Source organism: Chloracidobacterium sp. (assembly GCA_025057975.1).
In the GTDB taxonomy this organism is placed as follows: domain Bacteria; phylum Acidobacteriota; class Blastocatellia; order Chloracidobacteriales; family Chloracidobacteriaceae; genus Chloracidobacterium.
The window spans coordinates 283,433-308,836 of record JANWUV010000001.1; the positions used below are offsets into that span (position 1 = coordinate 283,433).

At 61.3% G+C, this 25,404-nt stretch carries 22 protein-coding genes; 9 read left to right on the forward strand and 13 right to left on the reverse strand.

Annotated features, from left to right (window positions below; translation table 11 throughout):
• Positions 1 to 15: 15 nt before the first annotated feature.
• Positions 16 to 1,512, reverse strand: coding sequence for a transcription termination factor NusA (nusA, locus tag NZ585_01160; GenBank protein ID MCS7078646.1), 1,497 nt, complete (start codon positions 1,510 to 1,512; stop codon positions 16 to 18).
• Between the two features lie 26 nt (positions 1,513 to 1,538).
• A complete protein-coding gene (locus NZ585_01165; protein ID MCS7078647.1) occupies positions 1,539 to 2,057 on the reverse strand; it encodes a ribosome maturation factor RimP in 519 nt (172 codons plus the stop codon).
• A 507-nt stretch (positions 2,058 to 2,564) separates the two neighbouring features.
• On the opposite strand from NZ585_01165, the gene ribB reads away from it, so the two are divergent.
• The gene (gene ribB / locus NZ585_01170; protein MCS7078648.1) at positions 2,565 to 3,680 is read left to right on the forward strand and encodes a 3,4-dihydroxy-2-butanone-4-phosphate synthase; all 1,116 of its coding nucleotides are present in this window, start codon (positions 2,565 to 2,567) and stop codon (positions 3,678 to 3,680) included.
• Entirely contained in the window at positions 3,673 to 4,926 is a 1,254-nt protein-coding gene (locus tag NZ585_01175) for a glycosyltransferase family 39 protein (GenBank protein ID MCS7078649.1), read from the forward strand. The genes ribB and NZ585_01175 overlap by 8 nt, the downstream gene beginning before the upstream one ends.
• A 144-nt stretch (positions 4,927 to 5,070) precedes the next feature.
• Here the strand turns inward: NZ585_01175 and NZ585_01180 are convergent, their stop codons facing one another.
• Positions 5,071 to 5,235: a hypothetical protein gene (locus NZ585_01180; GenBank protein MCS7078650.1), complete on the reverse strand. Its 165-nt coding sequence runs from the start codon at positions 5,233 to 5,235 to the stop codon at positions 5,071 to 5,073.
• 10 nt (positions 5,236 to 5,245) lie between these two features.
• Between NZ585_01180 and NZ585_01185 the strand changes: the two genes are divergently transcribed.
• Positions 5,246 to 6,472 (forward strand): MFS transporter, encoded by a 1,227-nt coding sequence (locus tag NZ585_01185; protein ID MCS7078651.1) that lies wholly within the window; start codon positions 5,246 to 5,248, stop codon positions 6,470 to 6,472.
• A 90-nt stretch (positions 6,473 to 6,562) separates the two neighbouring features.
• On the opposite strand, the gene NZ585_01190 is transcribed toward NZ585_01185, so the two are convergent.
• A complete protein-coding gene (locus NZ585_01190; protein MCS7078652.1) occupies positions 6,563 to 8,161 on the reverse strand; it encodes a hypothetical protein in 1,599 nt (532 codons plus the stop codon).
• A complete protein-coding gene (locus tag NZ585_01195) occupies positions 8,109 to 8,333 on the reverse strand; it encodes a hypothetical protein (GenBank protein MCS7078653.1) in 225 nt (74 codons plus the stop codon). The genes NZ585_01190 and NZ585_01195 overlap by 53 nt, the downstream gene beginning before the upstream one ends.
• 344 nt (positions 8,334 to 8,677) lie before the next feature.
• Between NZ585_01195 and gcvT the strand changes: the two genes are divergently transcribed.
• From gcvT to hisC, 4 genes are all read left to right on the forward strand, one after another.
• The gene (gene gcvT, locus NZ585_01200) at positions 8,678 to 9,775 is read left to right on the forward strand and encodes a glycine cleavage system aminomethyltransferase GcvT (GenBank protein MCS7078654.1); all 1,098 of its coding nucleotides are present in this window, start codon (positions 8,678 to 8,680) and stop codon (positions 9,773 to 9,775) included.
• 31 nt (positions 9,776 to 9,806) lie between these two features.
• On the forward strand, positions 9,807 to 10,193 hold the full coding sequence (gene gcvH / locus NZ585_01205; GenBank protein MCS7078655.1) for a glycine cleavage system protein GcvH: 387 nt from the start codon (positions 9,807 to 9,809) through the stop codon (positions 10,191 to 10,193).
• Positions 10,194 to 10,254: 61 nt separating this feature from the next.
• Positions 10,255 to 11,598 carry an aminomethyl-transferring glycine dehydrogenase subunit GcvPA gene (gcvPA, locus tag NZ585_01210; protein MCS7078656.1) on the forward strand — a complete coding sequence of 448 codons (1,344 nt, stop codon included), beginning with the start codon at positions 10,255 to 10,257 and terminating at the stop codon, positions 11,596 to 11,598.
• A gap of 4 nt (positions 11,599 to 11,602) precedes the next feature.
• Positions 11,603 to 12,688, forward strand: a complete 1,086-nt coding sequence (hisC, locus tag NZ585_01215) for a histidinol-phosphate transaminase (GenBank protein ID MCS7078657.1) — start codon at positions 11,603 to 11,605, stop codon at positions 12,686 to 12,688.
• A 4-nt stretch (positions 12,689 to 12,692) separates the two neighbouring features.
• Here the strand turns inward: hisC and hisH are convergent, their stop codons facing one another.
• From hisH to proS, 6 genes are all read right to left on the reverse strand, one after another.
• The gene (gene hisH, locus NZ585_01220) at positions 12,693 to 13,307 is read right to left on the reverse strand and encodes an imidazole glycerol phosphate synthase subunit HisH (GenBank protein ID MCS7078658.1); all 615 of its coding nucleotides are present in this window, start codon (positions 13,305 to 13,307) and stop codon (positions 12,693 to 12,695) included.
• Positions 13,307 to 14,662, reverse strand: coding sequence for a VWA domain-containing protein (locus NZ585_01225; GenBank protein ID MCS7078659.1), 1,356 nt, complete (start codon positions 14,660 to 14,662; stop codon positions 13,307 to 13,309). Before NZ585_01225 ends, hisH begins: the two co-directional genes overlap by 1 nt.
• An 18-nt stretch (positions 14,663 to 14,680) precedes the next feature.
• Entirely contained in the window at positions 14,681 to 15,811 is a 1,131-nt protein-coding gene (locus NZ585_01230) for a glycosyltransferase family 4 protein (GenBank protein MCS7078660.1), read from the reverse strand.
• On the reverse strand, positions 15,808 to 16,452 hold the full coding sequence (locus NZ585_01235; GenBank protein MCS7078661.1) for a hypothetical protein: 645 nt from the start codon (positions 16,450 to 16,452) through the stop codon (positions 15,808 to 15,810). Before NZ585_01235 ends, NZ585_01230 begins: the two co-directional genes overlap by 4 nt.
• A gap of 33 nt (positions 16,453 to 16,485) precedes the next feature.
• A complete protein-coding gene (locus tag NZ585_01240; protein MCS7078662.1) occupies positions 16,486 to 17,643 on the reverse strand; it encodes a M48 family metallopeptidase in 1,158 nt (385 codons plus the stop codon).
• A gap of 140 nt (positions 17,644 to 17,783) precedes the next feature.
• Positions 17,784 to 19,223: a proline--tRNA ligase gene (proS, locus tag NZ585_01245; protein ID MCS7078663.1), complete on the reverse strand. Its 1,440-nt coding sequence runs from the start codon at positions 19,221 to 19,223 to the stop codon at positions 17,784 to 17,786.
• A gap of 246 nt (positions 19,224 to 19,469) precedes the next feature.
• On the opposite strand from proS, the gene NZ585_01250 reads away from it, so the two are divergent.
• Together NZ585_01250 and NZ585_01255 are read left to right on the forward strand one after the other, a co-directional pair.
• On the forward strand, positions 19,470 to 20,846 hold the full coding sequence (locus tag NZ585_01250) for an FAD-dependent oxidoreductase (protein MCS7078664.1): 1,377 nt from the start codon (positions 19,470 to 19,472) through the stop codon (positions 20,844 to 20,846).
• A gap of 65 nt (positions 20,847 to 20,911) precedes the next feature.
• A complete protein-coding gene (locus NZ585_01255) occupies positions 20,912 to 22,000 on the forward strand; it encodes an FAD-dependent oxidoreductase (protein ID MCS7078665.1) in 1,089 nt (362 codons plus the stop codon).
• A gap of 112 nt (positions 22,001 to 22,112) precedes the next feature.
• Here the strand turns inward: NZ585_01255 and NZ585_01260 are convergent, their stop codons facing one another.
• On the reverse strand, positions 22,113 to 22,964 hold the full coding sequence (locus NZ585_01260) for a transglutaminase-like domain-containing protein (protein MCS7078666.1): 852 nt from the start codon (positions 22,962 to 22,964) through the stop codon (positions 22,113 to 22,115).
• A 21-nt stretch (positions 22,965 to 22,985) separates the two neighbouring features.
• Entirely contained in the window at positions 22,986 to 25,391 is a 2,406-nt protein-coding gene (locus NZ585_01265; protein ID MCS7078667.1) for a hypothetical protein, read from the reverse strand.
• Between the last annotated feature and the right edge of the window lie 13 nt (positions 25,392 to 25,404).

Genomic DNA, 25,404 nt, shown 5'->3' on the forward strand with positions numbered 1-25,404 from the left:
CCGCCAATGCGCCCTTCAAGCCTCAGGTTTAGATTGAGGCTCAACGGCGGCTACCCCCTCCGTCTCAGAAGACGCTTGTTCAATGGGAGACGCGCTAGTTGGCGGCGTTTCGGCGGCCTCTTCGAGCGCCGTCGTTGAAGCCTCAAGTGTCGCTCCGTCCGCCGTAGCTGCTGCAGCGACTGGAGGCGTCGTTTCTACGTTTGTCTCTGTCACCGGCGTCGCTTCTGCCGGAGACGGGCCGGTAGCGGCCTTCGGCGACAACCGTCTGGCCTGTTCAATGAGCGCCACGGCCTCGTCAAAGCTGATGTCAAGAATGCCGGCGACGTCATTGACGTGGGCCTCGGCCAATTCCTCAATCGTGGTGATGCCGGCCTTCTTTAGGTATTGAGCGTAGGCGGGATTGATGGCGCTCAAATCCGTCGCCGGCGCGTCTGTTCGTGACAACAGCGACTGGAATTGGCTAGCGACTTCGCGTTTCATTTCCGCTTCGCTGCGAATGTCAATGTTCCAGCCGACCAACTTGGACGCCAACCGTACGTTTTGTCCACGCTTACCAATCGCCAAACTAAGCTGAGATTCCTCAACGATGACTTCAAGGCGTTGATTAGTAAAGTCCGTAATCTGGACGCGACTGACCTTGGCCGGCGATAAGGCGTTGGCGGCGAACACCACCGGATCCTCCGACCAAGGGATGATGTCAATTTTCTCACCGCGCAGTTCGCGAATCACCGCCTGTACCCGCGACCCCTTCATACCGACGCATGCGCCCACTGGGTCAACATCCGGGTCGTTGGACGCAACGCCGATTTTGGCGCGTTCACCGGGTTCGCGGGCGGCGGCTTTGATGACCACCGTGCCGTCGTAAATTTCTGGAACTTCCATTTCAAAGAGCCGCTTGAGCAACTCTGGACTCGTCCGCGAGACGTGGACTTGTGGCTCTTTGGCGTCCTTCGTCACCTGGATGATGACGGCACGGATGCGGTCATTTTGGCTGAAGGACTCCGCCGGGGACTGTTCGGAACGCGGCAAAATGGCGTCGGTGCGCCCGATGTCGAGAATGATGTTCCCACGCTCAAAACGCTTGACGACCCCATGAACAATCTGGCCGACGCGCCCAATGTATTCGTTGTAGATGTTTTCGCGTTCCGCTTCCCGAACCTTCTGAATGATAATCTGCTTGGCGGTTTGAGCAGCGATCCGCCCCAGCTCCTCAAAGCGATCTTGGCGCGGTTCGTAGAGCACGTCGCCAATCTCAGCGGAAGCGTCGGCCTGTAGCGCCTCTTCCAGCGACACCTCGGTTTCCGGTGAAACCACCACGTCGGTGACGCGCTTAGCGGCATATAACTCCATGCGGTGACTTTCTTCGCTGTAGATGGCGACAAGGTTTTCGTTGGACTTGAAGTGCCGCCGTGCAGCCGCCGTCACAGCGTCTTGAATCGCCTCAATAATGATGCGCGGGTCAATATTTTTATCCCGACTAATGGCCTGAATCTGTTCCGATAGTAATGACATAGTCCGCTGCCTCCCTCTAAGGCCAGTTACGATACGGGAGTCACTGCTTTACGCGCCGCACGTTTTTCTTCCGCCATCCGAAACAGTTCTTCGGCGCTGACTTCGAGCTGCGCCTGCTCGATGGCGGAAAGCGGAAAACGCATTTCCAACCCGGCGTCGTTGACGAGGACAATAAACGGCGCATCGTCCGCGTGAACCGCCTGGAGTCGTCCGCGCCACAGGCGCTTGCCGTGAACGGCCGTCGTGGTACGCAACCGGATGCGTCGGCCAGCAAAGCGCTGGTAATCCGCCAGCCGGTAAAGACCTCGTTCAACGCCGGGCGAGGAGACTTCAAGCGTGTAGGCCGTCGGTACGGCGTCAATCGCATCGAGGTGATCGCCAATCCGCCGGCTTAACGCAGCGCATTGCTCTAGGGTGACGCCGGCTGGGTGATCCACCACGACGCGCAACAGACGCCGTCGTCCGGCTCCTTTCATTTCGCACACAACAAACTCGAAGCCGTCCTGCGTCACAAGCCGCTCAATGGTTTCGGCGATGTCCAACACCGTTGTTCCTCAAGACTGAAATGGCGGCGGTCTCCCACCACCCTAAGCATTGAACCATCCGACGCGGTGAGCGGCGCTGACCATGACGCCGCGCACCATATGCGCCCAAGATAAGTCATTCAGTATAAACAAGCGTCGCAAAAGGGCAAGCGCCGCCAACGTCCTGGCTCAGCGTTTCGCCCCCATCGTGAAGGATGCGGTATTCAATCAATCCGCTCCATTGAATAGACAACAAGTTTGGCGTGGCTGCCTCGGATGTCATCGCAGGAAGCCCGCCTGAAACGCCAGCCGCCGACGCCCGCCGGTGGAAGTGGAAAAACTACGTAACTATGCCGCTTTGAATTCGATATTTTTGGACAGCTTAAGCCGAGACCACACTTTGCCGCCATCGCAGGCGCTTGAGCCGACGTGGGAGAGGTGTCGGCGGATGATTGCGTCCGGTTGAGGCGCAGACTAAAAGAAACTTTGAACCTAGTCGGTTGGTAGTCCCTCGCCTTACGAGGAAAAATGAGCAACCCGACGCCTACAGCCCTTGCTTCAATTGAGGAAGCCATTGCCGACATCCGCTCCGGGCGGATGGTCATCGTTGTGGACGACGAGGATCGTGAAAACGAAGGGGATTTGGTTTGTGCGGCGGAAAAGGTCACGCCTGACATTATCAACTTCATGGCAAAGTACGGCCGGGGGTTGATTTGTCTCTCCCTGACCGAAGAACGCTGCGACGAACTGGATTTGCCCCTGCAGGTCGCCAACAACACGTCGGGCTTCGGTACAGCCTTCACCGTATCCATTGAAGCCAAGCGTGGCGTGACAACCGGCATTTCCGCCGCCGACCGCGCCACGACGATTCTCACCGCCGTCAATCCGGCGACGCGCCCTGAAGACCTTGCGCGACCAGGGCATGTTTTCCCCTTGCGCGCACGGCGCGGGGGCGTCTTGGTGCGTCCGGGGCAAACTGAAGCCAGCGTAGATTTGGCGCGGCTGGCCGGGCTAACGCCAGCCGGCGTCATCTGTGAAATCATGAACGACGATGGAACGATGGCGCGGCTGCCGCAGCTCGTTGAATTCGCCCGCCGGCATGGCTTGAAGATCGTCTCGGTCGCCGACCTGATCCGTTATCGGCTGGCAAATGAAATTCACGTCCGTTGCACGGCTGAAGCCGACTTGACGCTGCCATACGGAAAGTTTCACGCCATGACGTTTCGCAGCGATATTACGGACGAAGTCCACTTGGCGCTTGTGCTGGGCGAACCGGCCAAGGTGGATTCGGTGCTGGTGCGTGTGCATTCACAAACGCTTCTGGGGGATGTCTTCGAGGAAGCAAGCGACGAAGCCGGACAGTGGCTGCGCCGGGCGCTCCGCAAAATTGCCGCCGAGGGTTGCGGCGTGCTGCTGTACTTGCGCCAGAAGCATGCCGGTACGCACCTTGAAGACCATCTGCGCGCCATCGCCAAGGGGGAAACCATCATTCACGGAAACGTCCGCGATTATGGGACGGGGGCGCAAATTTTGCGCGCACTGGGCCTGCGCCGGATTCGGTTGCTGACGAATCATCCCCGCCGGCTGACGGCGCTGGAAGGCTTTGGGCTGGTCTTTCTCGATACAGTGCCGCTTGATGACTGAGCAGCGGCGGCTCATTACCTTAGCCGTCATTGGGGGCATTGCATTTGGGGCGCGGCTAAGCGTCCGGCTGGCGCGCGGCGAAGCCAACTTCTGGGAACAGAGTTACGGTTTTTATTTCGATCTGGCGCAGAAACTCGTCAATGAACACACTTTCTGCTTGGACGCACTGAGTTGCGCCTACTGGACGCCGCTGTATCCGGCGTTTCTGGCGCTGGCGACTGGCGGCGCGCGCCGATTTGAAGCCGTCGCTGTGGCGCAGTCGCTGGTCGGCGCGGGCACGGCTTTGTGCGCATATGGTTTGGCGCGGCGCTGGTTTGACGCGCGCGCCGGCCTCATCGCAGCGGCGCTGACGGCGCTGTATCCCTACTTCGTCGTTCACGATACGGCGCTTCAGGAAACCGGGCTTTACACGCTGGCGGTTGCGGCGGCGACGTTGGTTCTTGATGCGGTTTCATCGGCGCGGCGTCCAGTTTGGGCGGCTGCGTTGGCAGGGGGCTTGACCGGACTGGCGATGCTGGTGCGGCCGTCACTTGCGCCGTTTGTGCCGCTCGCGCTGGGCTGGCTCTGGTTTGCGATGCGAAGCACGCCGGCGGCGGTCTGGTGGAAGACGTTGGGTGGCTACGCGGCGGCGGTCTGCGTCGTCCTTGCGCCGTGGCTGCTGCGGAACACTCTCGTCGTTGGGCGGCCGACGCTAACAACGCGCATTGGCCACTCGCTCTGGATCGGCAACAACCCGCAGACGTTCAGCCATTACCCACAGGGCAGCATTGACCGCAGTACGGAAGCGGCGTGGGCGGCGCTGACGCCCACCGAACTGGCCGAGGTCAAACAAGCTGTTGCGCGCGGCGAGACGGCGCTGGACGACTGGTTTCGCGCGCGGGCATTGGCGTTTGTCCGGGCGCATCCGGGGCGGACGCTGGCGGCGGCTGGACGCAAGTTGGGTGCAGCCTTTTGGTGGCGGCTCAATCCCGTCAAGGGCTGGCGCGAGCAGCTTGTTTACGGCGGCGGTTATGTTCCGGTGATGTTGTTGGCGCTGGGCGGCGCATGGCGGCTAGCACGGCGGCGGCGTTGGTCGCCGTTGGTGCTCTGTGGCGCACACGTCGTTGCGTTTGGACTGACGACGGCGGTGTTTTGGGCGCACACCAGTCACCGCAGCTACCTTGACGTGTATTTCATCGTGTTGGCTGGTGGAGCACTTTCAGCCCTGTGCCAGGGAAACCAAAGAGCAGACCACCAGTCCACTTGAAAGCGTAACTTCCGAATGAAGTGTCCCCAGACCTAGGGGAGCAAACAAAGCACGCGCGTTTGCCGCTCGATGCCCCTACACGAGGCGCTGTTCCCGGCGAGTTAGGCAACCGCAACCTGTTACGATGGGCGCGTAGCCGCCGCTTCAGGCAACCTGCTTAGGGGTTGCGTATTGCAGGTGACCGACGCACGATACAGGTATGCCGAGTTTTCCACCGACTTCACCAACCCTTTCACCGCCATCATTTTCCGGATCATCAAACTCGCCCAGTAACGCGCTTTCTTCGGAGAACACGGCGCCGTTAGGCATCCCGACTTGGTTGCCGCAGGCGCTCCACGCCTTCGCTTTCCGGGATTACCGTCGCCAATGGGCCGGCGCGTTCGCTTCCAGCGTGGGCAGCTGGATGCAGCAAGTCGCGCAAGCTTGGCTCATTCTGGAGTTGACGGCGAGTCCATTCTACCTCGGTCTGGATGCTTTTCTGGGGATGGCGCCGATGCTGAGTCTGTCGCTGGTGGGCGGCGCCGTCGCCGATCGCGTTGACCGTCGCAAGCTGTTGCTGGCGTCGCAGGCCGTACAGCTTTCGAGCGCCCTGACATTGGCGATACTGGTTGGAACACAGGCGCTGCGAGGTATGCCGCTGGTGTACGCCATCCTGAGCCTGTCATTGCTGACCGGCATGGCGCAGGCGATGAGCGGGCCGGCCTACTTGGCGTTGTTGCCGAATCTCGTTCCCAAGCCGTTTGTTGGGCAAGCCGTCGCCGGCAACGCCATGCAGTTCAACCTCGCGCGGGTTGTCGGGCCGATGCTGGCCGGGTTGGTGATGGTGCGCTTTGGGGTCGCCGCCTGCTTTGCCCTGAACGCGCTGTCGTTTTTGGCCGTGATGGCGGCGTTGGCGACGATCCGCCCGCCCCAGTACGTTGGGGCGGCGGCCGGTCAGTCGTGGCAGCAGGAGATTCTAACGGGTGTGCGCTACGTCTTTGGCGATCCCAACCGACGGCGACTGTGCCTCCTTGCCGCATTGACAACCGGGTTGGGCGTCGCCGTTCCAACCTTGCTGCCGCAATACACCAAAATGGTCTGGCATGGCGACGAAGCGTTGTTTTCACGCTTGGCGGCTTGTTCCGGTCTGGGCGCGGTAGTCGGCGCGGTGGCGGCCGCGATGGTCGCCAAAAAAGCGCAGTTATTGCCGTTGGTGTTTGGCGCGCAGGCGACGCTGGGGCTTTGTATGACGCTGCTGGCCGTCACAAGTTGGTTCTGGGCGGCTTGTTTCTGGCTGTTTGTCGGCGGGGCGCTCCTTGTGGCGGCTTACGCGCTGGTCACAACCTGCTTCCAACAGAACATTGAAGACGACATGCGCGGGCGTTCGGTGAGCATCTACATGGTCTGCTTCCGAGGCGGTATGGCGGTAGGCGGCCTGCTGGCCGGGACGCTGGCGCACTGGTGGAATGTGCCGGCGACGTTCGGACTGGCCGGCTTTGCTCTGGCCGCCGTAGGTTTGTGGGGGGCCTGCGACCGACGAAGTGTCAGCCGTGCGGAAGGCGTTTAGACCGCTTCTCGCGTCAGCGAAGCGGCGCCCCGGAGTGAACGGCGTCAAGGGTTCGGCGTGCGGCGGCCGACCGCCGGTCGGCCAAAGGCGCTACGGGTTGCGACGCAGAACGGTGAACGTCCCCCGTTCCGAAACCCAGACGATGGAAAACATCTCATACCCGACCGGACGCCGCCCAAGCATGGCGTCCAGCGCGTCGCCCCGACCAACCACCAGCCACGTCACCGTCGCCGGAATCGCCTTGTCCAAGGCGTGCCACTCCGAACGCCCTTCGTGCAGCAGTTGGGCGTAGGTCAGCCCGCTCTGCGCAATCACGGATGACGCTTCCCCGCTGAAAAGCGCAACTTGCGCTTGCCCAATGTGCGCGCGCAAAAACTGCGCCAACGCGCGGCGCTCGCGTCCGGCCGGCGTGAACTGTACGCGATAAGCTTCCTGAAAAACCGACAGTTGGTACACGCCGTCGCGCAACAACCAGAGTAATTGTCCGAGGCACGCCAGCATAACAGCCGCCGGCCACCACGGTTGCGACCGTCTCCGTTGCCGCGCTGCGACCGCCAGACCAACGCCGACGGCCAACGCCGGGAGCGCCGTCAAGCCATAGCGGTTATTCAAAAACAGCGGGTAAATCTGAATGTTGCCCGAATACAGGCTGTAGGCGGTAAACAGCGGCGGCAGCCACAGCCACAACAGCGCCACGCCAAGCGGTACATCCAATGAACGCGCGCGCCAAAGCTCATACAGCCGCCGCGCCCAGCCGATCAACCCGAACAACGTTGTGACGGCGGTGACGCAAATCACCACCGTCACACTCCACACCAGTCCGGCGGCAAGCGGCTGCCCGACGACAAAACTCAAGTAACTCAACTCGTCCCGGTGACGCGCAAAGTAGCCGCGCGCCGAGTACGGTCCGTCAAGAAACTCCAGCGGACGGCCGTAAATTGCCCAGTTGTGCCAGAGCCAATACACAATCCCCGCCCCGACGACACCGCCCCAGAGCGTGATGTCGGCGACGCGCGCCCGACCGCGACGCGGCGAACACAACGCCACGAGGCCTAATCCGGCCGGCGTCAAAATCCAACCTTCGTAGCGGGTGAGGACGGCCAACAGCGTCCACAGCGCAAACTTCACCAGTAGAGCACGGCGACCCTGCACCACCCAACCGTACCCATACCAGACGCTCCCCAGCAGCGTCGCCAGAAACAGCGGCTCCGTCAGGGGCGTCGTCTGGACGTAAAGCAATGACGGATTGAGCGCAAACGCCGACCAAGCGACGACGGCGGACATCCGCGACGCCGTGAGCGCCGCAACAAGGCGGAAGAGAAAAACCGCCGCCGTGACAAAGGCGGTTAGTGAGAGGAGGCTTCCGGCCAGCCCTGTCCGCCAGAGGAAGTCGGAAGCCGTTAGCGGGGCGGCTAGAACGTGCGGCAGAGGCAGCCACGGACTGCCCAACTGAATGTAACGATCCCACCAGCCGGCGTCCGGTGGGGCGTCCACGAGCTTGCGGGCGATCGCCAGATGGGCGCAGCCGTCGCCGTAGAGGTTATTCCACCCATAGGCGTAAACCCAGACTAGGGTCGCCCCGCCAATCACAAGCGAGCCCGGCGCGACCAACCGCGCCGGTTCGAAGTTTGTCTGTCTAGACGGCGCACCGACGGCGGACACATTCCCAAGCAAAGACCTGTCGAGCACGGACGTTTTCCGTCGCCACGGCCAACGCCGAGACCAAATCATCCTCAAACATGTTGGGCTGAAACGCGGGCGTCGGCGTCAGGCGGTCACGTCCGCCAGTGCGCCGTGAAGGCGGAGAAGGGATTTTTGACGAATCCGTTGCGAATGTATCGGTTGCGAACTTGGTCGTCATAGCGGGTTTCCTCCTGTGACGAACGTCGCGCGCCAACGTCGCGGCGGTCGTGAGGAAACCACCGCGCGTTAGGACGCAGGCAAAGGCGATGGGGCAGGTCGCGTGCGAATGGCGGTCGTCCTCCACAAAGCGCAAAAATGGCGACTGGCTCAATCAGCCGACGCCTATCGTAGGCTGCGCCGACGCGGCTGGCAAGGCGTCTGCGGCTCTGCGGGGGATCAATCATCAGCTTGAGTCAGGGTCGGCCGCGCCGCCTTGACCCTCCCAAAAGCCGGTGGTAGCGTCGCCGTCCTTGGTTGTCCGGGACGCCGGGCGGATTCCCAGCCCTAAGGCCTGTTCGCTGCGTGTCTTCCGAACTCAAACAGTCGCCGCTTGACGCCGTACACCGCTCGCTTGGCGCGAAAATGGCCCCGTTCGCCGGGTGGACGATGCCGATTGAGTACGGCGGTTTGGTCGCCGAACACATGGCCGTCCGTACGGCGGTAGGCGTCTTCGATGTCAGTCACATGGGCGAGATTCTCGTCCGCGGCCGGGAAGCGCTGAAGTTCATCCAGTCTGTGACCTGTAATGACGCAGCGCGGCTTGCCGACGGCCAAGCGCAGTATTCCGCGCTGCTGACCGAGCAGGGGACATTTGTGGACGACATCCTCGTGCACCGCTTTGCGGAAGATGCATACTTCCTCTGCGTCAATGCAGCTAACACGGACAAGGATGTAAACTGGCTCACACAACGCGCGGCGGGCTTTGAGGTCGAAGTGCACAACGTCAGCGCCGCGTACGCGCAGTTGGCCGTGCAGGGGCCGCAGGCGGCGGCGTTGGTGCAATCGTTGACGACTGACGACCTGACGGGTCTTGGCTACTACCGCTTTCGCCGCGAGGTGGTCATTGCCGGTGTTCCGACGTTGGCGGCGCGGACGGGCTACACCGGCGAAGACGGCTTTGAACTCTACTGCGCGCCGGATGACGCCGAACGGCTCTGGACGGCGTTGACAACGACCGGCGGCGCAACGCCATGCGGCCTTGGCGCGCGCAACACACTGCGTCTTGAGGCCAAGATGGTGCTCTACGGTCACGAAATTGACGAGACGGTGACCCCGCTTGAAGCCGATTTGGGTTGGATGTGCAAGCTCGGCAAGGGCGATTTCCTTGGGCGCGACGCCTTACTCAGGCAAAAGGAAACTGGGCTGACGCGCAAGCTGGTTGGCTTCGAGGTGGAAGACCGCGTTCCCGTCCGCGACGGCTATCCGCTGGTCGCTGATGGACGGGAAATCGGGCATGTTACTTCCGGCAGCCCGTCGCCGTTTCTGAAGAAAAACATCGGACTGGCGTATCTTCCGATTGACAAAACGGCGGTCGGGACGCAAGTGTTCGCCGTGGTGCGCGGGCGCGAAGTTCCCTGCCGCATCGTTTCAACTCCTTTTTACACGCGCCCCAAAGCATGAGGCGCGCAAGGCATCTTGGCGAGGGTTTTTCATGGCGAACTATCCTGACGACTTGCAGTACTCCAAAGATCACGAATGGATCCGCGTCACCGGCGATACGGGGCGGGTCGGCATTACGCACTACGCGCAGGAATCGCTGGGCGACGTCGTTTATGTTGACCTCCCCAAGGTCGGTACGACGGTCAAAGCCAACGAGCCGTTCGGCTCCGTCGAGTCAGTCAAGGCCGTTAGCGAACTGTTTGCGCCGGTCTCAGGCGAGGTCATCGAGGTCAACACCAAGCTGGCTGACGCACCGGAACTCGTCAACTCATCGCCCTACGATGAAGGGTGGATGATTGTGATCAAGCTTTCTAACCCAAGTGAACTGGACGCGCTGTTGAGCGCCGCCGAATACGAAGACTTTATCAACGAGAAATGACGGCTGCGACGACCGGCCTCACCCCCCATGCGCCGGTCGTTTTCGCGTCGCTTCAACGCGCATGCGCTACATCCCAAACGCAACACCTGAAGAACGGGCGTCCATGCTGGCGACGCTCGGCCTGTCAACCATCGCCGAGCTGTTTCGCGGCATTCCCGAAGACCTCAAGCTCCAGCGTCCGTTGAACCTGCCGCCGGCGGCGAGCGAGGCCGAGTTGACGGCGTTGTTTGAATCGCTGGCGGGACAAAACATCTTACCGCGCGCCTCATTTCTGGGCGCTGGCGTGTATGACCACGTTCGTCCGCTCATCATTGACACGTTGGTGTCGCGGTCGGAGTTTTATACGAGCTATACACCCTACCAGCCGGAAATCAATCAGGGCACGCTTCAGGCGATTTTCGAGTATCAGACCTTCATCTGCCAGTTGACTGGCATGGACGTTTCGAACGCCTCCATGTACGACGGGGCGACGGCGTTGGCTGAGGCGATGTTGATGGCTGTTCGGCTGACGAATCGTTACCGCGTCATCATGTCAGCCGGCGTTCATCCCGAATATCAGGCAGTATGCGAAACCTATGCGCGCCGCGCCGGGCTTGAGTTGGTCATCGCTCCGTTGGCCGAAGACGGGACGACAGCGCCTGTCGAGGCGTTGATCAATGACGCCGTCGCTTGCGTTGCGGTTCAGTCGCCCAACTTCTTCGGTTGCATCGAGGATGTCGCGCCCGTCGCGGAAGCGGCTCGCAAGCACAAGGCGCTGACGGTCGTCGCCGTCGCCGAAGCGATGTCGCTGGGCGTGCTTGCGCCGCCCGGCGAGGTCGGCGCGGATGTCGTCGTCGGCGAGGGGCAGTCTCTTGGCATACCGCCGTCGTTCGGCGGGCCACACCTCGGCTTTTTCGCCGCGCGCGAACAGTTCGCCCGCCAGATGCCGGGTCGCTTGATTGGGCAGGCCTACGACGCCGAAGGGAACCGGGGCTTTGTCATCACGCTGGCTACGCGCGAACAGCACATCCGACGCGAAAAGGCGACTTCAAACATTTGCAGCAATGAAGGCTTGTGCGCACTGGTCGCGGCAATCTTTCTCTCCACCGTTGGGCGACGCGGCTTTCAGGAACTGGCGACGCGCAACATCCAGAAAGCGGCGTACCTGAAAAACGCCCTCGCGGCGCTGCCCGGTTTTGAGCTTGTCTATCGCGCTCCGGTGTTCAATGAATTCGTCGTCAGGACGCCGGCGCCGGCTGCGCAAATCGTAGATGAACTGCTTGCCGAAGGCATTCTGGCCGGGCTGCCGCTTTCGCGCTACTTCCCGGAGCGAACCCACGAGCTGCTGGTGTGCGCAACGGAAAACACGACGCGCGCAGCCATGGACGACTTTGCGGCGAAGCTGGCGCGGTACAGCGTAGGCTGACGCCATGCGCACGCTCGACGATCTCATCAAGCCGTCGGTGCGGCGGTTGCAGCCTTACACGCTCACGCCGCACCGCGTTCCCATCAAACTCAACCAGAATGAAAACCCGTTCGGCGTGCCGCCCGCCATTGTCGCGGAAACGCTGCGCCGAACGGCCGGGCGCGACTGGGCGCGGTATCCTGACTTTGTCCCAACTGATTTGCAGACGACGCTGGCGCGATTCGCCGGGTGGCGTCCCGATGGCGTTGTCATCGGCAACGGCTCGAATGAGATTATTCAGGCGCTTCTGACGATTCTGGTCGCGCCCGGCGCGGCGGTCGTTCTCAGCGAGCCGACCTTTACGGTCTATCGCTTGATGGTCGAGGTGTTGGGCGGTGTGGTCGTCAACGTCCCGCCTCGACCGGACTTCAGCTATGACATGCCAGCGATGATTGACGCGGCGCAGCAGACCCAAGCCGTGGCAATGATTCTTTGCTCGCCGAACAACCCAACCGGCGTCACGGTCACGGAAGCGGAACTGCGCGCCGTCCTGGACGCCTTCGACGGCTTTGTGATTGCGGATGAAGCGTATCACGAGTTCTGCGACCAGAATTTTGTTCCGCTGCTGGCCGATTTTCCACGTCTGGTCGTCCTGCGGACGTTCTCGAAGGCGATGGCGATGGCCGGGCTGCGCATTGGGTACGGCTTGGCTGCGCCCGAAGTCGCTGTAGAGATCAACAAGGCCAAACTGCCCTATAACGTGAATTTCTTTTCGCTGGCGGCGGCGCAGGTCGCCGTTGAGATGTACGACGCCGAGCTACGTCCGCTGGTCGAGCGCATCATTCGTGAACGGGCGCGCGTGACGGCAGCTTTCGCCGAAATTGATTGGGTTAGGCTGCTGCCGAGCCGCGCCAACTTTCACCTGTTGCACACGCCGCAGGTGGCGCCCAAACGCCTTTTCGAGGCCTTGTTGGCGCAAGGCATTCTCATCCGCGATGTCAGCCGGTATCCGCTGTTGAGTGAATACGTCCGCTTCAACCTTGGGACGCCGGAAGAAAACGATGCGCTGCTGGCGTTTTTCAAAAATGTACAACCGGCGCAAGTCGCCTAGCGTTTCAGCCAAACGCAGCGAAATTCTGAAGAAGTCGTAGCCCCACCCGATGGCTCTTCTCCGGATGGAACTGAACGCCCATGACGTTGGCGCACGCGACGGCGCTCGCGTAATGCAGCCCATAGTAGGTCGTCCCAATCACCGTCTCCGGGCGAACTGACGCCGCGTGATACGAGTGGACGAAGTAAAAAAACGCTTTGTCGGGAATGCCTTGCCAGAGCGGATGCGCCTGCGTCTGGGTTACCTGATTCCAGCCGACATGGGGTACAGGACGTACATCGGGCGGAAAGCGGACAATCTCTCCGGGTAACAAGCCCAACCCGGCATGCCGCCCGAATTCCTGACTCGCCTCAAACAACATCTGAAAACCAACACAAACGCCCAACACTGGAATACCGGCGCGCGCCGCGTCTTGAATCACGCCGTCTAACCGCCGCGCACGGAGTTCAGCCATAGCTGCGCCAAACGCGCCGACGCCCGGTAGGACAACGTGGGTCGCCCGCCGCGCCGCCGCCGGTTCGGAGGAAATATCCGCCATGACGCCAACCTGCGCGAACGCACGTTCTAGGTTGCGTAAGTTGCCGACGCCGTAATCGAGGATGACCAGTCTGCTGGGCATTAGTCGCGAGCATTGGCTGGAACGCCCGTTGTCGCTGGCGTGTTCCGCCGCGCCATTTCTTCAGTGACAAAATAGCCCGGACGCGCCCGTACCCGCGCCTCCGGACGATTCACCCGCACCCGCACTCGCCGATAACCGGGCTGGTCAAGCCCACGGGTTGGGTAGTACCCAAGGACATACACGTGACGGAGTTCGTCGGCAATCGCCTTGAAGATCGTTCGCGCCGTGCTCAGATCGGTGAAGGGGTTGTGCGTCCCGCCGGAAATCACGGCAATGTCGCGCAAAAATGTTTCCTCCAAACCAAGCACGGAAGGATCCTGACGACTGGCGGAACGGCCGGTTTGGGGTGGGTCGGCGAACGGAAACATTGGGCCGCGACGCGAACGACGCCCCGGCATCGGAAACGGCAGGGGGAACGGAAACTGGATCGGCGTTTGAATCTGATTTGGATCGGCGGCCGGGTATTCCACCGTGTACACCAGCACATCCGATTCCACCACCCGGTCGAGAACGTCACGCGGCTTATAGTACCGGCTGGTGGTGTCTTCGCCGTCCGTCAGCAGGATCAGCGCTTTGCGTCCCTCAATCGGAGCCAGATAGCCTTCAAGAATCTGGTAGGCGGCGTCATAAAGCCGCGTTCCCCCCTCGATTTTGGCACGCGCCACGGCGCGGCGCAGTTCGGCTTGATCGCTGGTAAACGGACAGAGTTGCCGAATCTTATCCGAGAAGGTAAACACGCTCACCCGATCGTCCGGGCGGATATGGTCAATAAAGGCGTCCGCCGCGTCGCGCATGTCGTCAATGCTCAAGTAAGCGCTCCGACTGACATCCAACACCAGCGCCACGTGAAAGGGCGTCTGCTCGGACGTAAAAAATGTGATTTCCTGCGGTACGTTGTCTTCCGTCAGGGAAAAGTCGCCTTTCTTGAGAAACGGTATGTAGCGGTTGTAGTCGTCACTCACAACCACCGGAATCGTCACCAGCGTCGCCTGAATGGTGATGATGTCTTCGTCGCTAGCCGGCGGCGTCGGTGTAGGAAGCGACGGACTGGGCGCATTGTCGCCGCGCCGACCCAGCGTCGGACGTTCACGCCTTGGCGCAGCCGAGTCTCCTTCATCGGCAGGCGGCGTATCCGTCGTCGGCCGCGTCGGGACAATCCGCGGCCGCGTTGTCTGACGACCGGACTGCGCCGCCGCAAGCAGCGGTGAGCCGACCACCGCCAGCGCAACAAACAGCGCCAGAAATCGGCGCGTCACTTGGCGTTGCACGTACCCGATGTTTCCCATGCTCGTATCCCCGTCGGCGAAGAGTGAACCGGAGCGGATGCCTGCCGGATGTTGACGAACAAACAGCACACTTCGTTGCAAAAAATTTTAGCGCCTTTCGCAGGCGACGGCGGCGCGGTACAGCGCCTCAACTGCCGAAACTGCGCGTTCCAGTGTGTAGCATCCCACGGCTTGGCGGCCGCCTTCAATCAGTCGCCGCCGGAGGTCGACGTCGGTGGATAGGCGGAGCAAAGCGGCGGACCAACCACGTACGTCGCGCGCCCCCACCCGCAGACCGTTCACGTTGTCAGCGACCAACTCGGCGAGACCACCAACATCCGAGACAACGACCGGTACGCCTGCCGCCCAAGCTTCTAAAACACCCAGTGAAAACGCTTCATTCTGGGACGGGATGGCGACTACGTCGCAGGCCGCTAGCAACCCTGGCGCGTCTTCGACAAACCCCAAGAAGCTGACCTGCGCCGTCAGACCGGCCGTATGAGCCTGCCGCCGCAAACGCGCCAGGTAGGCTTCGTCGCCGTCGCCGGCCAGCACCAAGTGTAGAGACGGCGCAGACCGCCGGGCCGCCTCCAGCGCAAACAACAGCGTCGCCTGTCCCTTGGCCGCTTCCAGACGATTGAGACAGCCGATAATGAACGCCTCGCTAGGCAAACCAAACCGCCGCCGCAAGACCGGACGCTCCACATCAGGCGGGCGGCGAAAACGGTCGGCGTCCACCCAGTTTGGAATGACAACTAAACGGGCGTCATCCCAACCAAGCGACGCTTTGGCTTGGTCACGGACGTAACCCGATACAGCAATCAACTGCTCGGCGACGCTCAGCCACCATCCATAGAGCCAATGGCGCGTCAGCGGCGCATAGTGATGGCGCGTCAGAAACAGAACAGGCGTCGCCTCCCCGCGCCAGTGTCGCCACCGCACAACGCCGGCCGCCACCGGATAGTCGCGGGCGTAGTGGGCGTGTACAATCTCGATTCGCTCCCGCTCCACCACCTCGGACAACCGTCGCAGCGCGTCAAGATCAAATGCTCGCCGGACGACGATTGGGTGGAGAACACAGTCAACGCCGAACCCCTGCAAATGTCGGGCGAGCGCGCTGTCCGCTGGCGTCGCAACGTGTAGACGGTGTCCCCGGACGGCCAGCGCCGCGACCAACTCCAACACATGCCGTTCCCCACCCCCAAAAGTCCGTCCGGAACTCAGATGAAGAATGTTCATGTCGCCGCAGCGCGGCGCTTGACCATGTAGGGATTGACGCGCGGATCGAACCGAAACCGGTCATGCCCGCCAACAAACACCACGCAACCGACTAACAAGGCGACCAAGTGGTGAAAATGGACGGCCTCCCAGCGCATGATGGGATGCACCTGGATGGTCAACAGGCGGCGGGACGGCGAGCCGTGGTGCGTGTTGAGTTGGGCGCGCTCAAACCGTACTTCCAGCAAATCGTGCTTGTAGAACTCTCGCCGGACATGCAGCGAAAAATCACCCGGTTGTCGCCCGTCGCGGCGCAGCCTCACGAGGAAGCGTCCGGTCGGCAGTTCAATCGTCATCCGCGCCCGGTGCGGATTGCGCCGCCGATTGATGCGCAGCCGCGACAGCCCTTGCGTGCCGTCTTGGATGATCATTTCGTACCCCATCCGCCCGACGCTCAGATCAAGCGCCAGACCGTCAGCTAGGGCGACATAGCGGCCAGCCCGCCGCCGCTGCCAGACCAAGTGCGCCAACACTTGGTCGGCCTGACGGAGAGTAAACAGGGGACGGCGAACGCCCGTCCGCTCAACAATGATGAGGCCGGCTCTCCATTCGTGAAAGTCAAGTCGTGGTTCGTGCGGAGTCGAAGCTGAAAATGCTTTCATGCCTGACGCGCCGGAAATCGCATCTCCGGTTTTTTAGTGGGAGGTCGTAGCGAGCGCGGCGGGCTTCATCAGCTTCTTGTAACCATCTTCACTGTCCGTCCACTTGAGAATTTCTGAAACCCGCCAGACGGGAAAGGGGTGCGTTCTGCCACTGGCGATCTGCCACGTCCAGAAGCGGTCAATGAAGTTGCTTTCATTGCGCTGATCAAAAGCGCGCGCCTGAGCAATGAACTCTTCATGGTCGAGCTTGGAAGTCAACGCCCCACCCGCAAGTTTCATCATCAACTTCGTCAAAACGTGCGTTTCCTGCACAACCAACTGCGCCGCCCGGTCGCAGCTCAGCTCCGCCTTCTGATACCAAGTCAGTAAAGCGCTCCGTACAGGCCACGTCAGCAGTTCAGAAACGCCCTGCGGCAGCGGCGCGCGCGCCAAGGCGTAGCTTCCAAGCTGAAACAGTAACTCGGCCGCGGCCTTGTAAACCAGGTGGCGACAATGAATGTGACCGAGTTCGTGGGCGATGACGGCCAGCACCTCAATGTCGTCAAGACGCTCAACCAACGGTGTAAACAGCACAATGAAGGGCTTTTCCACGCCGCTCGTAAACGCGTTGAAGCCCAGCCCACCGCCGCCCAGCGGATTGGTGACGCTCAGATACAGTTCTGGCAATTCCTGAATCCCTAGCGTACGGCAGGCGACTTCCAGTTTGGCGTGTAAATCCGGACACTGCTTTTCCGACACCTTGACGCCGTTGGCGGTGAACATCACCCGCAGATAGCTCTCACCCGTAATCTCAAGGGCCTTCTTGAGCAGCGGGTCAATACCGGGAATCAGTTTCAGAGTGTTCAGCGCCTGCAAGTCTAGCGGATGAATGTACTCACGCGGTTCAAGGCCAGGAAACTTGCGATGCGGCTGTTCATCCAGCGGCAGCCGGCAACGTCCACAACGCACGCCGGCCCGAGGCGTCCAGTCGGGACGGACACGATTCCGCTGACCGCAGTACCGGCAACGCACCTCCCGCGGTCGTACTTCGTTGGCGGCGCCGTTTAAGGTTTCCTTAGCCGCTGCGGCTGCCTTGGGTGCAGCGTCGCCCACAGGCGCAGCGTCGGCGGCGCTGTCTACTGCAGCAGATGGGTCGGCGGACTGATCAGAGGGGTGTTCGCCATCAGTCGGCGGCGGCTCATCGGAGACCATAGGCGTATTTCCAAAAAAGAAGCAGTACTTGGGCGCGGAGACGCCGCGCCGGGGATGCCGCTTCAGCTTGCTTGATTTTACGGCGGTGGGCAACCCTCCGTGGCTAGAGAGCGACGGCGCTCCGCTCAAGTCCAACGCTTTCAGTATGCTCGTGCAAAGATCGCCTGTGTCGTCGTCGGCCGCCCCGTCATGAAACACGTTCCCGTTTCACCCGGCTGCGCCAGCGGGATGCACCGCAACGTCGCTTTGGTCTCTTCCTTGATCCGCTGTTCAAGCGCGGCGTCGCCGTCCCACCATACCCGCGCAAAGCCGGTTTCGACAGCCGCTTTGAAATCGTCGTAGGTCGTCACGTCACGGATGTTGGCGTCGCGGAACGCTGTCGCTTTCGCCAGCAACGACGCCTGAATGTCCTCTAGCACTGCGGCGACGGCGGCGGCTAGCCCGTCCCACGCAACGAAGGTCTTGCCGTCCTTACCCGGCCGGTCGCGTCGCGCTAGCACGACCGTTCGCTTAGCGACATCCTTCGGACCGACTTCCATCCGCAGTGGGACGCCGCGCATCTCCCAATCATTGAACTTGAAGCCCGGCGTTAGGCCGTCTCGTGCGTCGAGTTTGACGCGAACGCCGGCCGCCGCCAGTTCACGTTGCAGCCCGGCGACGGCTTCCATGACCTGCGCGCGTTCGGCGTCATTTTTGTATATCGGGACAATGACAACCTGAAACGGCGCCAGACGCGGCGGCAGCACCAATCCCTGATCGTCGCCGTGAACCATAATGATCGCGCCAATGATCCGCGTGGACATCCCCCATGAGGTTGTCCAACAGAACTTGCGCTCGCCGTCGCGGTCGAGGAACTGAATGTCGAACGCCTTGGCGAAGTTTTGGCCCAAGTTATGCGACGTGCCGGCTTGAAGCGCCTTGCCGTCACCCATCATAGCTTCAATCGAGTAGGTGCGATCCGCGCCGGCGAACCGTTCCGATTCCGACTTGACGCCCGGAATGACTGGCAGCGCCGCCTCGTTGAGGGCGAAGTCGGTATAAACATCCAGCATGCGGCGGGCTTCGGCTTCAGCTTCCTCAAAGGTCGCATGCGCCGTATGGCCTTCCTGCCAGAAGAATTCCAGCGTGCGCAGGAAGAGTTTGGTGCGTAGTTCCCAGCGGACGACGCTGCACCACTGGTTGATAAGCACCGGTAGATCACGATACGACTGAATCCACTTGGCGTAGGCGTGCCCGATGACGGTCTCCGAAGTCGGACGAACGACAAGCGGCTCTTCGAGTTCCTTGTTGCCGCCGATGGTGACGACCGCCAATTCGGGAGAAAACCCCGCGACATGCGAGGCTTCGCGCTCAAGAAAGCTCTTTGGAATGAGCAACGGGAACGCCGCGTTGAGATGTCCAGTCGCTTTGAAGCGGCGGTCAAGCGCCGCCTGAATGTTCTCCCACAAAGCCCAGCCGTAGGGCCGGACAATCATACAGCCGCGCACCGGCGCGTAATCCGCAAGTTCCGCACGTAGCACCAACTGGTTGTACCACTCGTTGAAGTCTTCGGCGCGCGTCGGTAGTTTGGGTTCGGCCATTGGAAAAACGTTGACACCAACAAACAAGATCAAGCGGGCAGCTCGCCCCGCCGTGTGTTTACCTTGCCGCCGCCGACAGGTCAACGGCCGTAGCGCACGCCGCTTTGCCGCCAAGCTCAGCAAAAACAACTAGCCGAAGCGGCGACATTGCGCGTATCGTTTTGGTTCCCGTCCGGCGTCATCAACAATGACCAGCAGTTCCGGCGGCCTGGGCGGAATGGTACGAACGATTGGATTGTTTGCCCTATGAAAGTCATCATCGTTGGCGCCGGGCTGGCCGGCTTGGCGTGCGCTGTCGAGCTAGCCGACAACGGCTATCAAGTTGAAGTTTTAGAAAAACGTCCCGTCCTAGGCGGGCGCGTCTCATCCTGGCTAGACAAGGACGGCGACTGGGTGGAAACCGCCCCACACGTCATCCGGGGGAGTTACAAGTCGCTCATTGCTCTAATGGAGCGGGTCGGCATCGCCGACCGCATCAAATGGAAGAAGCAGCAGCTCGTGTACGCCAGCAAGGGCGGCAAGCTTTCTTACATCACTTTCTCGCCGTCTGCCGGGCCGGTCGAAATCTTGCGTTCCATGATTGGGAGCGATCTGCTCGGCTTCGGCGATAAACTCAAACTGCTGACTGGACTCCTGCCAGCGTTTACCGGCGACAAAAACTTCATTGAGAACCAAGACATCAAAAACTTCAGCGACTGGGCCGCCAACTTGGGTGTCAACCGTGAGGCCATCGGACGCTTCTTCGATCCCTTGTCGCGGACGATTAGCTTCCTCCGTCCCGACGAAGTTTCGGCGCGGGTCATCATTTTCCAGATGGCCTCGATCGCTAAGGGTTTCAATGCGACGCGCATCGGCTTTTTGGATGGCGACCCCTGTCGGCGGTTGTTCCAACCAATTCAGGCGTACCTTGAAAAACGCGGCGCGCGCATTCGCACCAACGCCCGTCTGGCGCGAATTGATTTCTCCAATGATGCGCCGCGCGCACTGGGGTTGGAACTTACCAACGGCGAGTACCTAACGGCCGATGTGTATGTCTCGGCGATGGAACTCCACGCGCTGCGTGAGGTGCTGCCGGGGCAGGCGTGGAGTTTTCCGTTCTTTTCACGCCTCTGGCAGGTGGAGGAAATTCCGGTTATTACCGTCCAACTGCGCTTCGACCGCAAGGTGGTCACCCTGGACAACGCCGTGTTCGCCATCGGCACGATCATGTCGTTGGTCGTTAATCTGTCAGTGACGAGTCCTGGCTACGCCGACGACGTGTGCCTGATTGAAATGATCGTCGCGCCGGCCAAGGACATTTTTCACCTTGACGACGGTGAAATTGTCCGGCTGTGTTTGGACGACCTAACCGAGTTGTTTCCCGAAGTTGCACAAGCGAATCTGGTCAAGAGCACCGTTGTACGAATCCCGCAGGCGCTTTATCGGTGTGAGCCGGGCGCGGAGAGTCGGCGGCCGCCCCAGAAAACGCCGATCGAAAACTTCTTCCTCTGCGGCGACTATACAAACCACGGCTATACGCCCAGTATGGAGGGCGCCACGGTATCAGGCTTTCGCGCGGCGCAGATGATTATGGAAGCTTATGGACGCAACCTCCAGTGGCATGGAGGGACGCCGCCAAGCTAAAGCCCAGCCTTTGCCGAGGAGACTTGAACCATTGGGTGCGTTGATGCCCCCTGGCGCATACCGTCATGGATGTCGCTGTTATTGGAGCTGGCCTGGCTGGTTTGACCGCCGCCTACACGCTGACGCAACGCGGCTTCAACTGTGAAGTGCTGGAAAAGAGTCGTGCGCTTGGCGGGCGGATGGCGACTCGTCGCCATTTGGGCGCTGTGATTGACCATGGCGCGCAGTATTTCACGGTCAAGACGGCGGCGTTCGCTGGCTTTTTGCGGGAAATCGGGGTGGTTGAGGCGATGCAGCCGCTGGCCGCCCCTGTTATCGGTTATCCCTTTCAGAGTCTGACGGCTGCGTTGGCTGAGGCTGCGCAGGAAGTGTCGTCGGAGGGACGTGAATTTCCCTATCGCTACGTCTTTCGGTTAGGAATGACCACGCTGGCCAAAGCCATCGTTCAGCGGCTCGGCGAACACCGCGTCATTCGGGAATGTTTTGTGGAAGCCGTTGCGTGGGACGCGGCGGCGCGGCGCTGGACGCTGCACACTCGCGGCGACAATACGACGCTTGGCGGAATACGTCAGGCCGACTGGGTGGTGTTGGCACTCCCAGCGCCGCAGGCGGCTCAGCTTTTGGCGCGCAGCCAGCCGCTGCCGGCATCGCTTGCGGCGTTACAGAGGGCGCTGGAGAACATCCCCTACTATCCTTGTCTAACTGTGATCTGGGGCGCGATTTCCGACGGCATGTATCCGGGCGTCGGGGCGTTGCGTGCGACAGCCGGCCACTACGCCATTGGTTGGCTAGCATGGCTCGACCGACTTGCTCCGCAGCGCGTTCCCTCCGGCATGGGCGTCGGCATTGCACAGTTTGCACCACAGGCCAGTCGAGTGCTGTTGGATCAACCGGAGGGCGTCGTAGTGCAGGCTTTGGCGATAGCGCTCAACGCTGACCTGCATATTGACCTGCCTACGCTCCAATGGGTGCAGATCAAGCAATGGCGTTACGCTAACCCGGCGGCTACGTTGACCGACCTCAGCCTCCTGACGGCGGCGGCGGAGTTTCAACTTGAGGCCTGCGGCGACTACTTCCTCGGCGGACGTGTTGAGGCCGCTTTTCTCAGCGGCCTCGCGGCGGCGGATCGTTTGTGTCAGCGGGTAGGCCGCTAGTGCGCGCTTTCTGCTAATAGGCGGTTAGCTCGCTATTTGGCGTGCGGCAAACACCGCCGTGCGCCAAACTTTGATGCGATCCACGGCCCCCCTCCACCTGCGCGGAACGGCCCTAGTTCCATCGCGCCAAGGCTGTTTTGGCGTCACGGATGTACGGTTCAAGCGCCTGTCGCTCCGTCTCAGACGTAACACGCCGCTTCTGCTCTTCTAGCCACGTCAACGCCTCGCCCCACCGTTCAAGCTGGAGGTACAGCAGCCCGATGTCACGCCGTACATTGTCGTCATCGGGATGAACGACATACAGCATGCGCATCGTCCGCAGCGCTGTTACCCAGTCCTTGGCGTTGACGGCGATGCCGAACAGATTGCGGAGCATCCGCAGCACAATCTCTTTGACGCCGGCCGTCGCCAAATCCTCCGGCTTCAACTGCGCCTGCGCGCCGCGGACGCCCCGGAGCAGAGACCGCAAACCGTCGTCGTCAAGCCACGCGCAACGGCGAAATGGATCAAGGTAGCCGACGCCGTCAGGGCCGGCATAACGAACCAAAAAGTGCCCCGGAAAGTTGACGCCTTCACACCGCAGGCCGAACCGCCGCGCCAACTCAATGAAGACAACCGAAAGCGTAATCGGAATCCCAGTGCGGCGTGTCAGAACGTCGTGCAGAAAGCTATTACGCGGGTCGTAGTAGTTGGTTTCGTTGCCCCGAAAACCAAGCGCGATAAACCCTTCAATAAACAACTCAATCGAGAGCGGCCGGGACGCACCGGCGGCGAGGCAACGACGTAACTCATCCGCCATGGCATCTAGTCGCGCCGGAATCGAGCCGATCTCTGAGTCCACCTCAACCGCCCACGTTACCGCCGCCGCCGCCTCGGCCAGGGGCGGGGCGCTCGGCCCTCGCCACATGGCCGTCAACTCCGTCAGACGCTGTTCAAAGCGGCGCTCTTGTACCGTGGAAGGCATTTGACAAACAGTTCAACGGGGTCACGGCATGGATTCGCCCGGCGCGGCTTCCTCCGCAAACGACCGGCAAGCCGGACTGTCGGCGTCAGCGTCCTCCGCCGCCTTGTCGCGGCACCGGAGCTTGCCCGTCTCATCCAAATAGTACGTGTAGTCGCCAGTGCGATCCGGCCCCGTCCGTACCGCTGGGAACGCCGTCACGCTGAAACCAGCCGGCTTGCCTCCGCCCGCCGGACGCAAAACAATCGGACCAAGGATGTAGCCTTTGTACGGCAAGCGGTGCATGAGTTCGACTTCTTCCTCGAACGCACGGCCGCCGTCGGCGCGTTTGGCCAAGGTCGGCAAGCTGTCAGAGTAGCTCCCTTGACCGGGGCCACGCGCGTATGCCATCTGCGCTTCATAAATCGCCCGCAAAACATCACATACCGCCTGCTCATTGGCGCGACGTTCGTCCGCCGCCGCCATCGAGCCGTAGCTTGCGCCAGCGACACCGACCATAAACGACAGCGGGAGGTCCACCCTGCTGATCATGGCGCGACCTTCACGCCCGATATGCGTGAAAAAGGAAAACGGCGTCAACCCTTCAAGGAAGGGCTGGTAGCGTTTCGGCGTCTCCCTACGCAGTCCCTCTAAAATTTGCACGAAGAAGTTATGGGCAAGGTAGAAGCTTCCCATTGCATCCGCCGGACGCGCGCTGAAGCCAACGTTGAAATCTTCCCGCCGTCCAAGCGTTTGTCCACGACGATAACTGTCAATCACCCATTTCACGTCGCTTGTCCTTCCAGCGACAAGCACATTGGCGACGACCGCGACGGCGAAAGCCTCCTCTTCCTTGTCGTTCTCACCGCTAAAAAGCCAAATCGTCTCGCCTTCGTAGATCTTCGTACGCGGCTCAAAAATAGGCTTGGGAGGTACCGCCCATTCACCTTCAGCGGGGTTGACGGTCGCCTGTTGCGCAGCTTGTTGGGCGCGCCGGTCGGCGGCTTTGCGGACGGCAAACGAAAAAATCTTGGCGAAGGCGTCACGCAGCGCCTGCGGGTTGTTGCTGACGGCGAAGACCGCGCTGTGGGGTTCGCCGGACAGCGGGTCTCCACCACTGAACATTTCAGCCACCCGTAGCCCGCCGACGCCAAAGGCAATTTCACCGGTCAGCGCGGCGGCGATTTCCTGCCGAAAGTTGACGCCAAACTTGCGCTCGGCGGCCTGAATATCCGTTTCGTACTTGGCGCTGACCACGCCGGCCATCTGGCGAAGCGTGTCATACACGCGCGTTGCGTTGACACTCATCGTGGCGAAAATCTGCGTGTTGTCAGGGAGAAAGTTGGCGGCGTACCCGTTGACGCGCGGCCCGTCCACAAACGCCGGATAGAGGCCGGGCGCGGCGCGGTCAACGCCGACGACAATCTCTTGCATCACGCGCCCCGCCTGCACGCCGCAGGCATAGCCGACGCCGTCCATCACCCCAACGCCGGAAAGCTCTATCAGTTGGTTGACTTTGGCGGCGAACTCGGCTTTCGCCTTGACTCGTTCACGGGAGGCGGTCTTTGCGGACGGGCGTGGCTGCAACAGGTCGGTCAGCAGTTGCCGTACATAGCCGCCGACCGAGGTCGTGTTGATGTACACCAGTCCGTTGTACGGCCTGGTCAGTTGTCTCCGAACCTCTTCAAAGCCCTTGCTTTTGCCTAGTGGCGCAAAACCCGGCCGGCTGACCTGCGCCAGCCAGCGCTTCATCACGGGACTGAGGCCGACGGCGATGACCTGCCCACTGCGAGCCATCATCAGGGACTCATTCGCTTTGCGGGCCGGGAAGGTGGTCGTCTGAAACCGCCCGACCCGACCGGTGACGGGCTTGGCGCTTTTGCCGTTGTTTACGAGAGCGGGCAACCACTGACTACCCAGTTCCACATAGCGTGTCGCCGCCGCGTCATCCGGCGCAATCACCACACCAACCAACTCAACTTCAGGCTTCGGTATACCGATCGCCGGTGCCAGCCCATACTTGTCCTTACCCGGTATCAAGGTCAGACCGAGTCCGAAGCGCGTCGCGCCGATGGTCGCTTTGTCAGGCAGTCCAAAGGCGACAAGCGCTTCGTCATACCGCGTGAGATCAATCGGCAGCGGCGAATCAGCGGACGCCAAGAAGTTCCTGAAGTTGTCGGCGGCGAGAACCTCGTCTATGACGTTAGTGATCCGCTCAACCTCCAGATAGAGCAAGGTGTCGGCCGGAAAATATTCAGCGAGCGGCAGCGGAGCGGCCGGCGCAGTGGTCGCCGGTCCTTGAGCGGCGGTCGGCGTGGCTTCACGCACGGGCTGCCGGCGGGTACGCTGCGCTGCAGCGGGCGTCCAGACAGCTAACAGCAGCGTTAGGACAAATCCGCCAACGACAAGGTGGCGGTGAGGGATAGGCCAGCTATGCAATGGGTGATTCATAAACATTTCCTCA

Coding starts and splice junctions, on each gene's coding strand:
- nusA (MCS7078646.1), bottom strand. CDS start 1,512: ATGTCATTACTATCGGAACAGATTCAGGCCATTAGTCGGGATAAAAAT.
- ribB (MCS7078648.1), top strand. CDS start 2,565: ATGAGCAACCCGACGCCTACAGCCCTTGCTTCAATTGAGGAAGCCATT.
- NZ585_01175 (MCS7078649.1), top strand. CDS start 3,673: ATGACTGAGCAGCGGCGGCTCATTACCTTAGCCGTCATTGGGGGCATT.
- NZ585_01180 (MCS7078650.1), bottom strand. CDS start 5,235: ATGCCTAACGGCGCCGTGTTCTCCGAAGAAAGCGCGTTACTGGGCGAG.
- NZ585_01195 (MCS7078653.1), bottom strand. CDS start 8,333: ATGACGACCAAGTTCGCAACCGATACATTCGCAACGGATTCGTCAAAA.
- gcvH (MCS7078655.1), top strand. CDS start 9,807: ATGGCGAACTATCCTGACGACTTGCAGTACTCCAAAGATCACGAATGG.
- gcvPA (MCS7078656.1), top strand. CDS start 10,255: ATGCGCTACATCCCAAACGCAACACCTGAAGAACGGGCGTCCATGCTG.
- hisC (MCS7078657.1), top strand. CDS start 11,603: ATGCGCACGCTCGACGATCTCATCAAGCCGTCGGTGCGGCGGTTGCAG.
- hisH (MCS7078658.1), bottom strand. CDS start 13,307: ATGCCCAGCAGACTGGTCATCCTCGATTACGGCGTCGGCAACTTACGC.
- NZ585_01230 (MCS7078660.1), bottom strand. CDS start 15,811: ATGAACATTCTTCATCTGAGTTCCGGACGGACTTTTGGGGGTGGGGAA.
- NZ585_01235 (MCS7078661.1), bottom strand. CDS start 16,452: ATGAAAGCATTTTCAGCTTCGACTCCGCACGAACCACGACTTGACTTT.
- NZ585_01240 (MCS7078662.1), bottom strand. CDS start 17,643: ATGGTCTCCGATGAGCCGCCGCCGACTGATGGCGAACACCCCTCTGAT.
- proS (MCS7078663.1), bottom strand. CDS start 19,223: ATGGCCGAACCCAAACTACCGACGCGCGCCGAAGACTTCAACGAGTGG.
- NZ585_01250 (MCS7078664.1), top strand. CDS start 19,470: ATGAAAGTCATCATCGTTGGCGCCGGGCTGGCCGGCTTGGCGTGCGCT.
- NZ585_01255 (MCS7078665.1), top strand. CDS start 20,912: ATGGATGTCGCTGTTATTGGAGCTGGCCTGGCTGGTTTGACCGCCGCC.
- NZ585_01260 (MCS7078666.1), bottom strand. CDS start 22,964: ATGCCTTCCACGGTACAAGAGCGCCGCTTTGAACAGCGTCTGACGGAG.
- NZ585_01265 (MCS7078667.1), bottom strand. CDS start 25,391: ATGAATCACCCATTGCATAGCTGGCCTATCCCTCACCGCCACCTTGTC.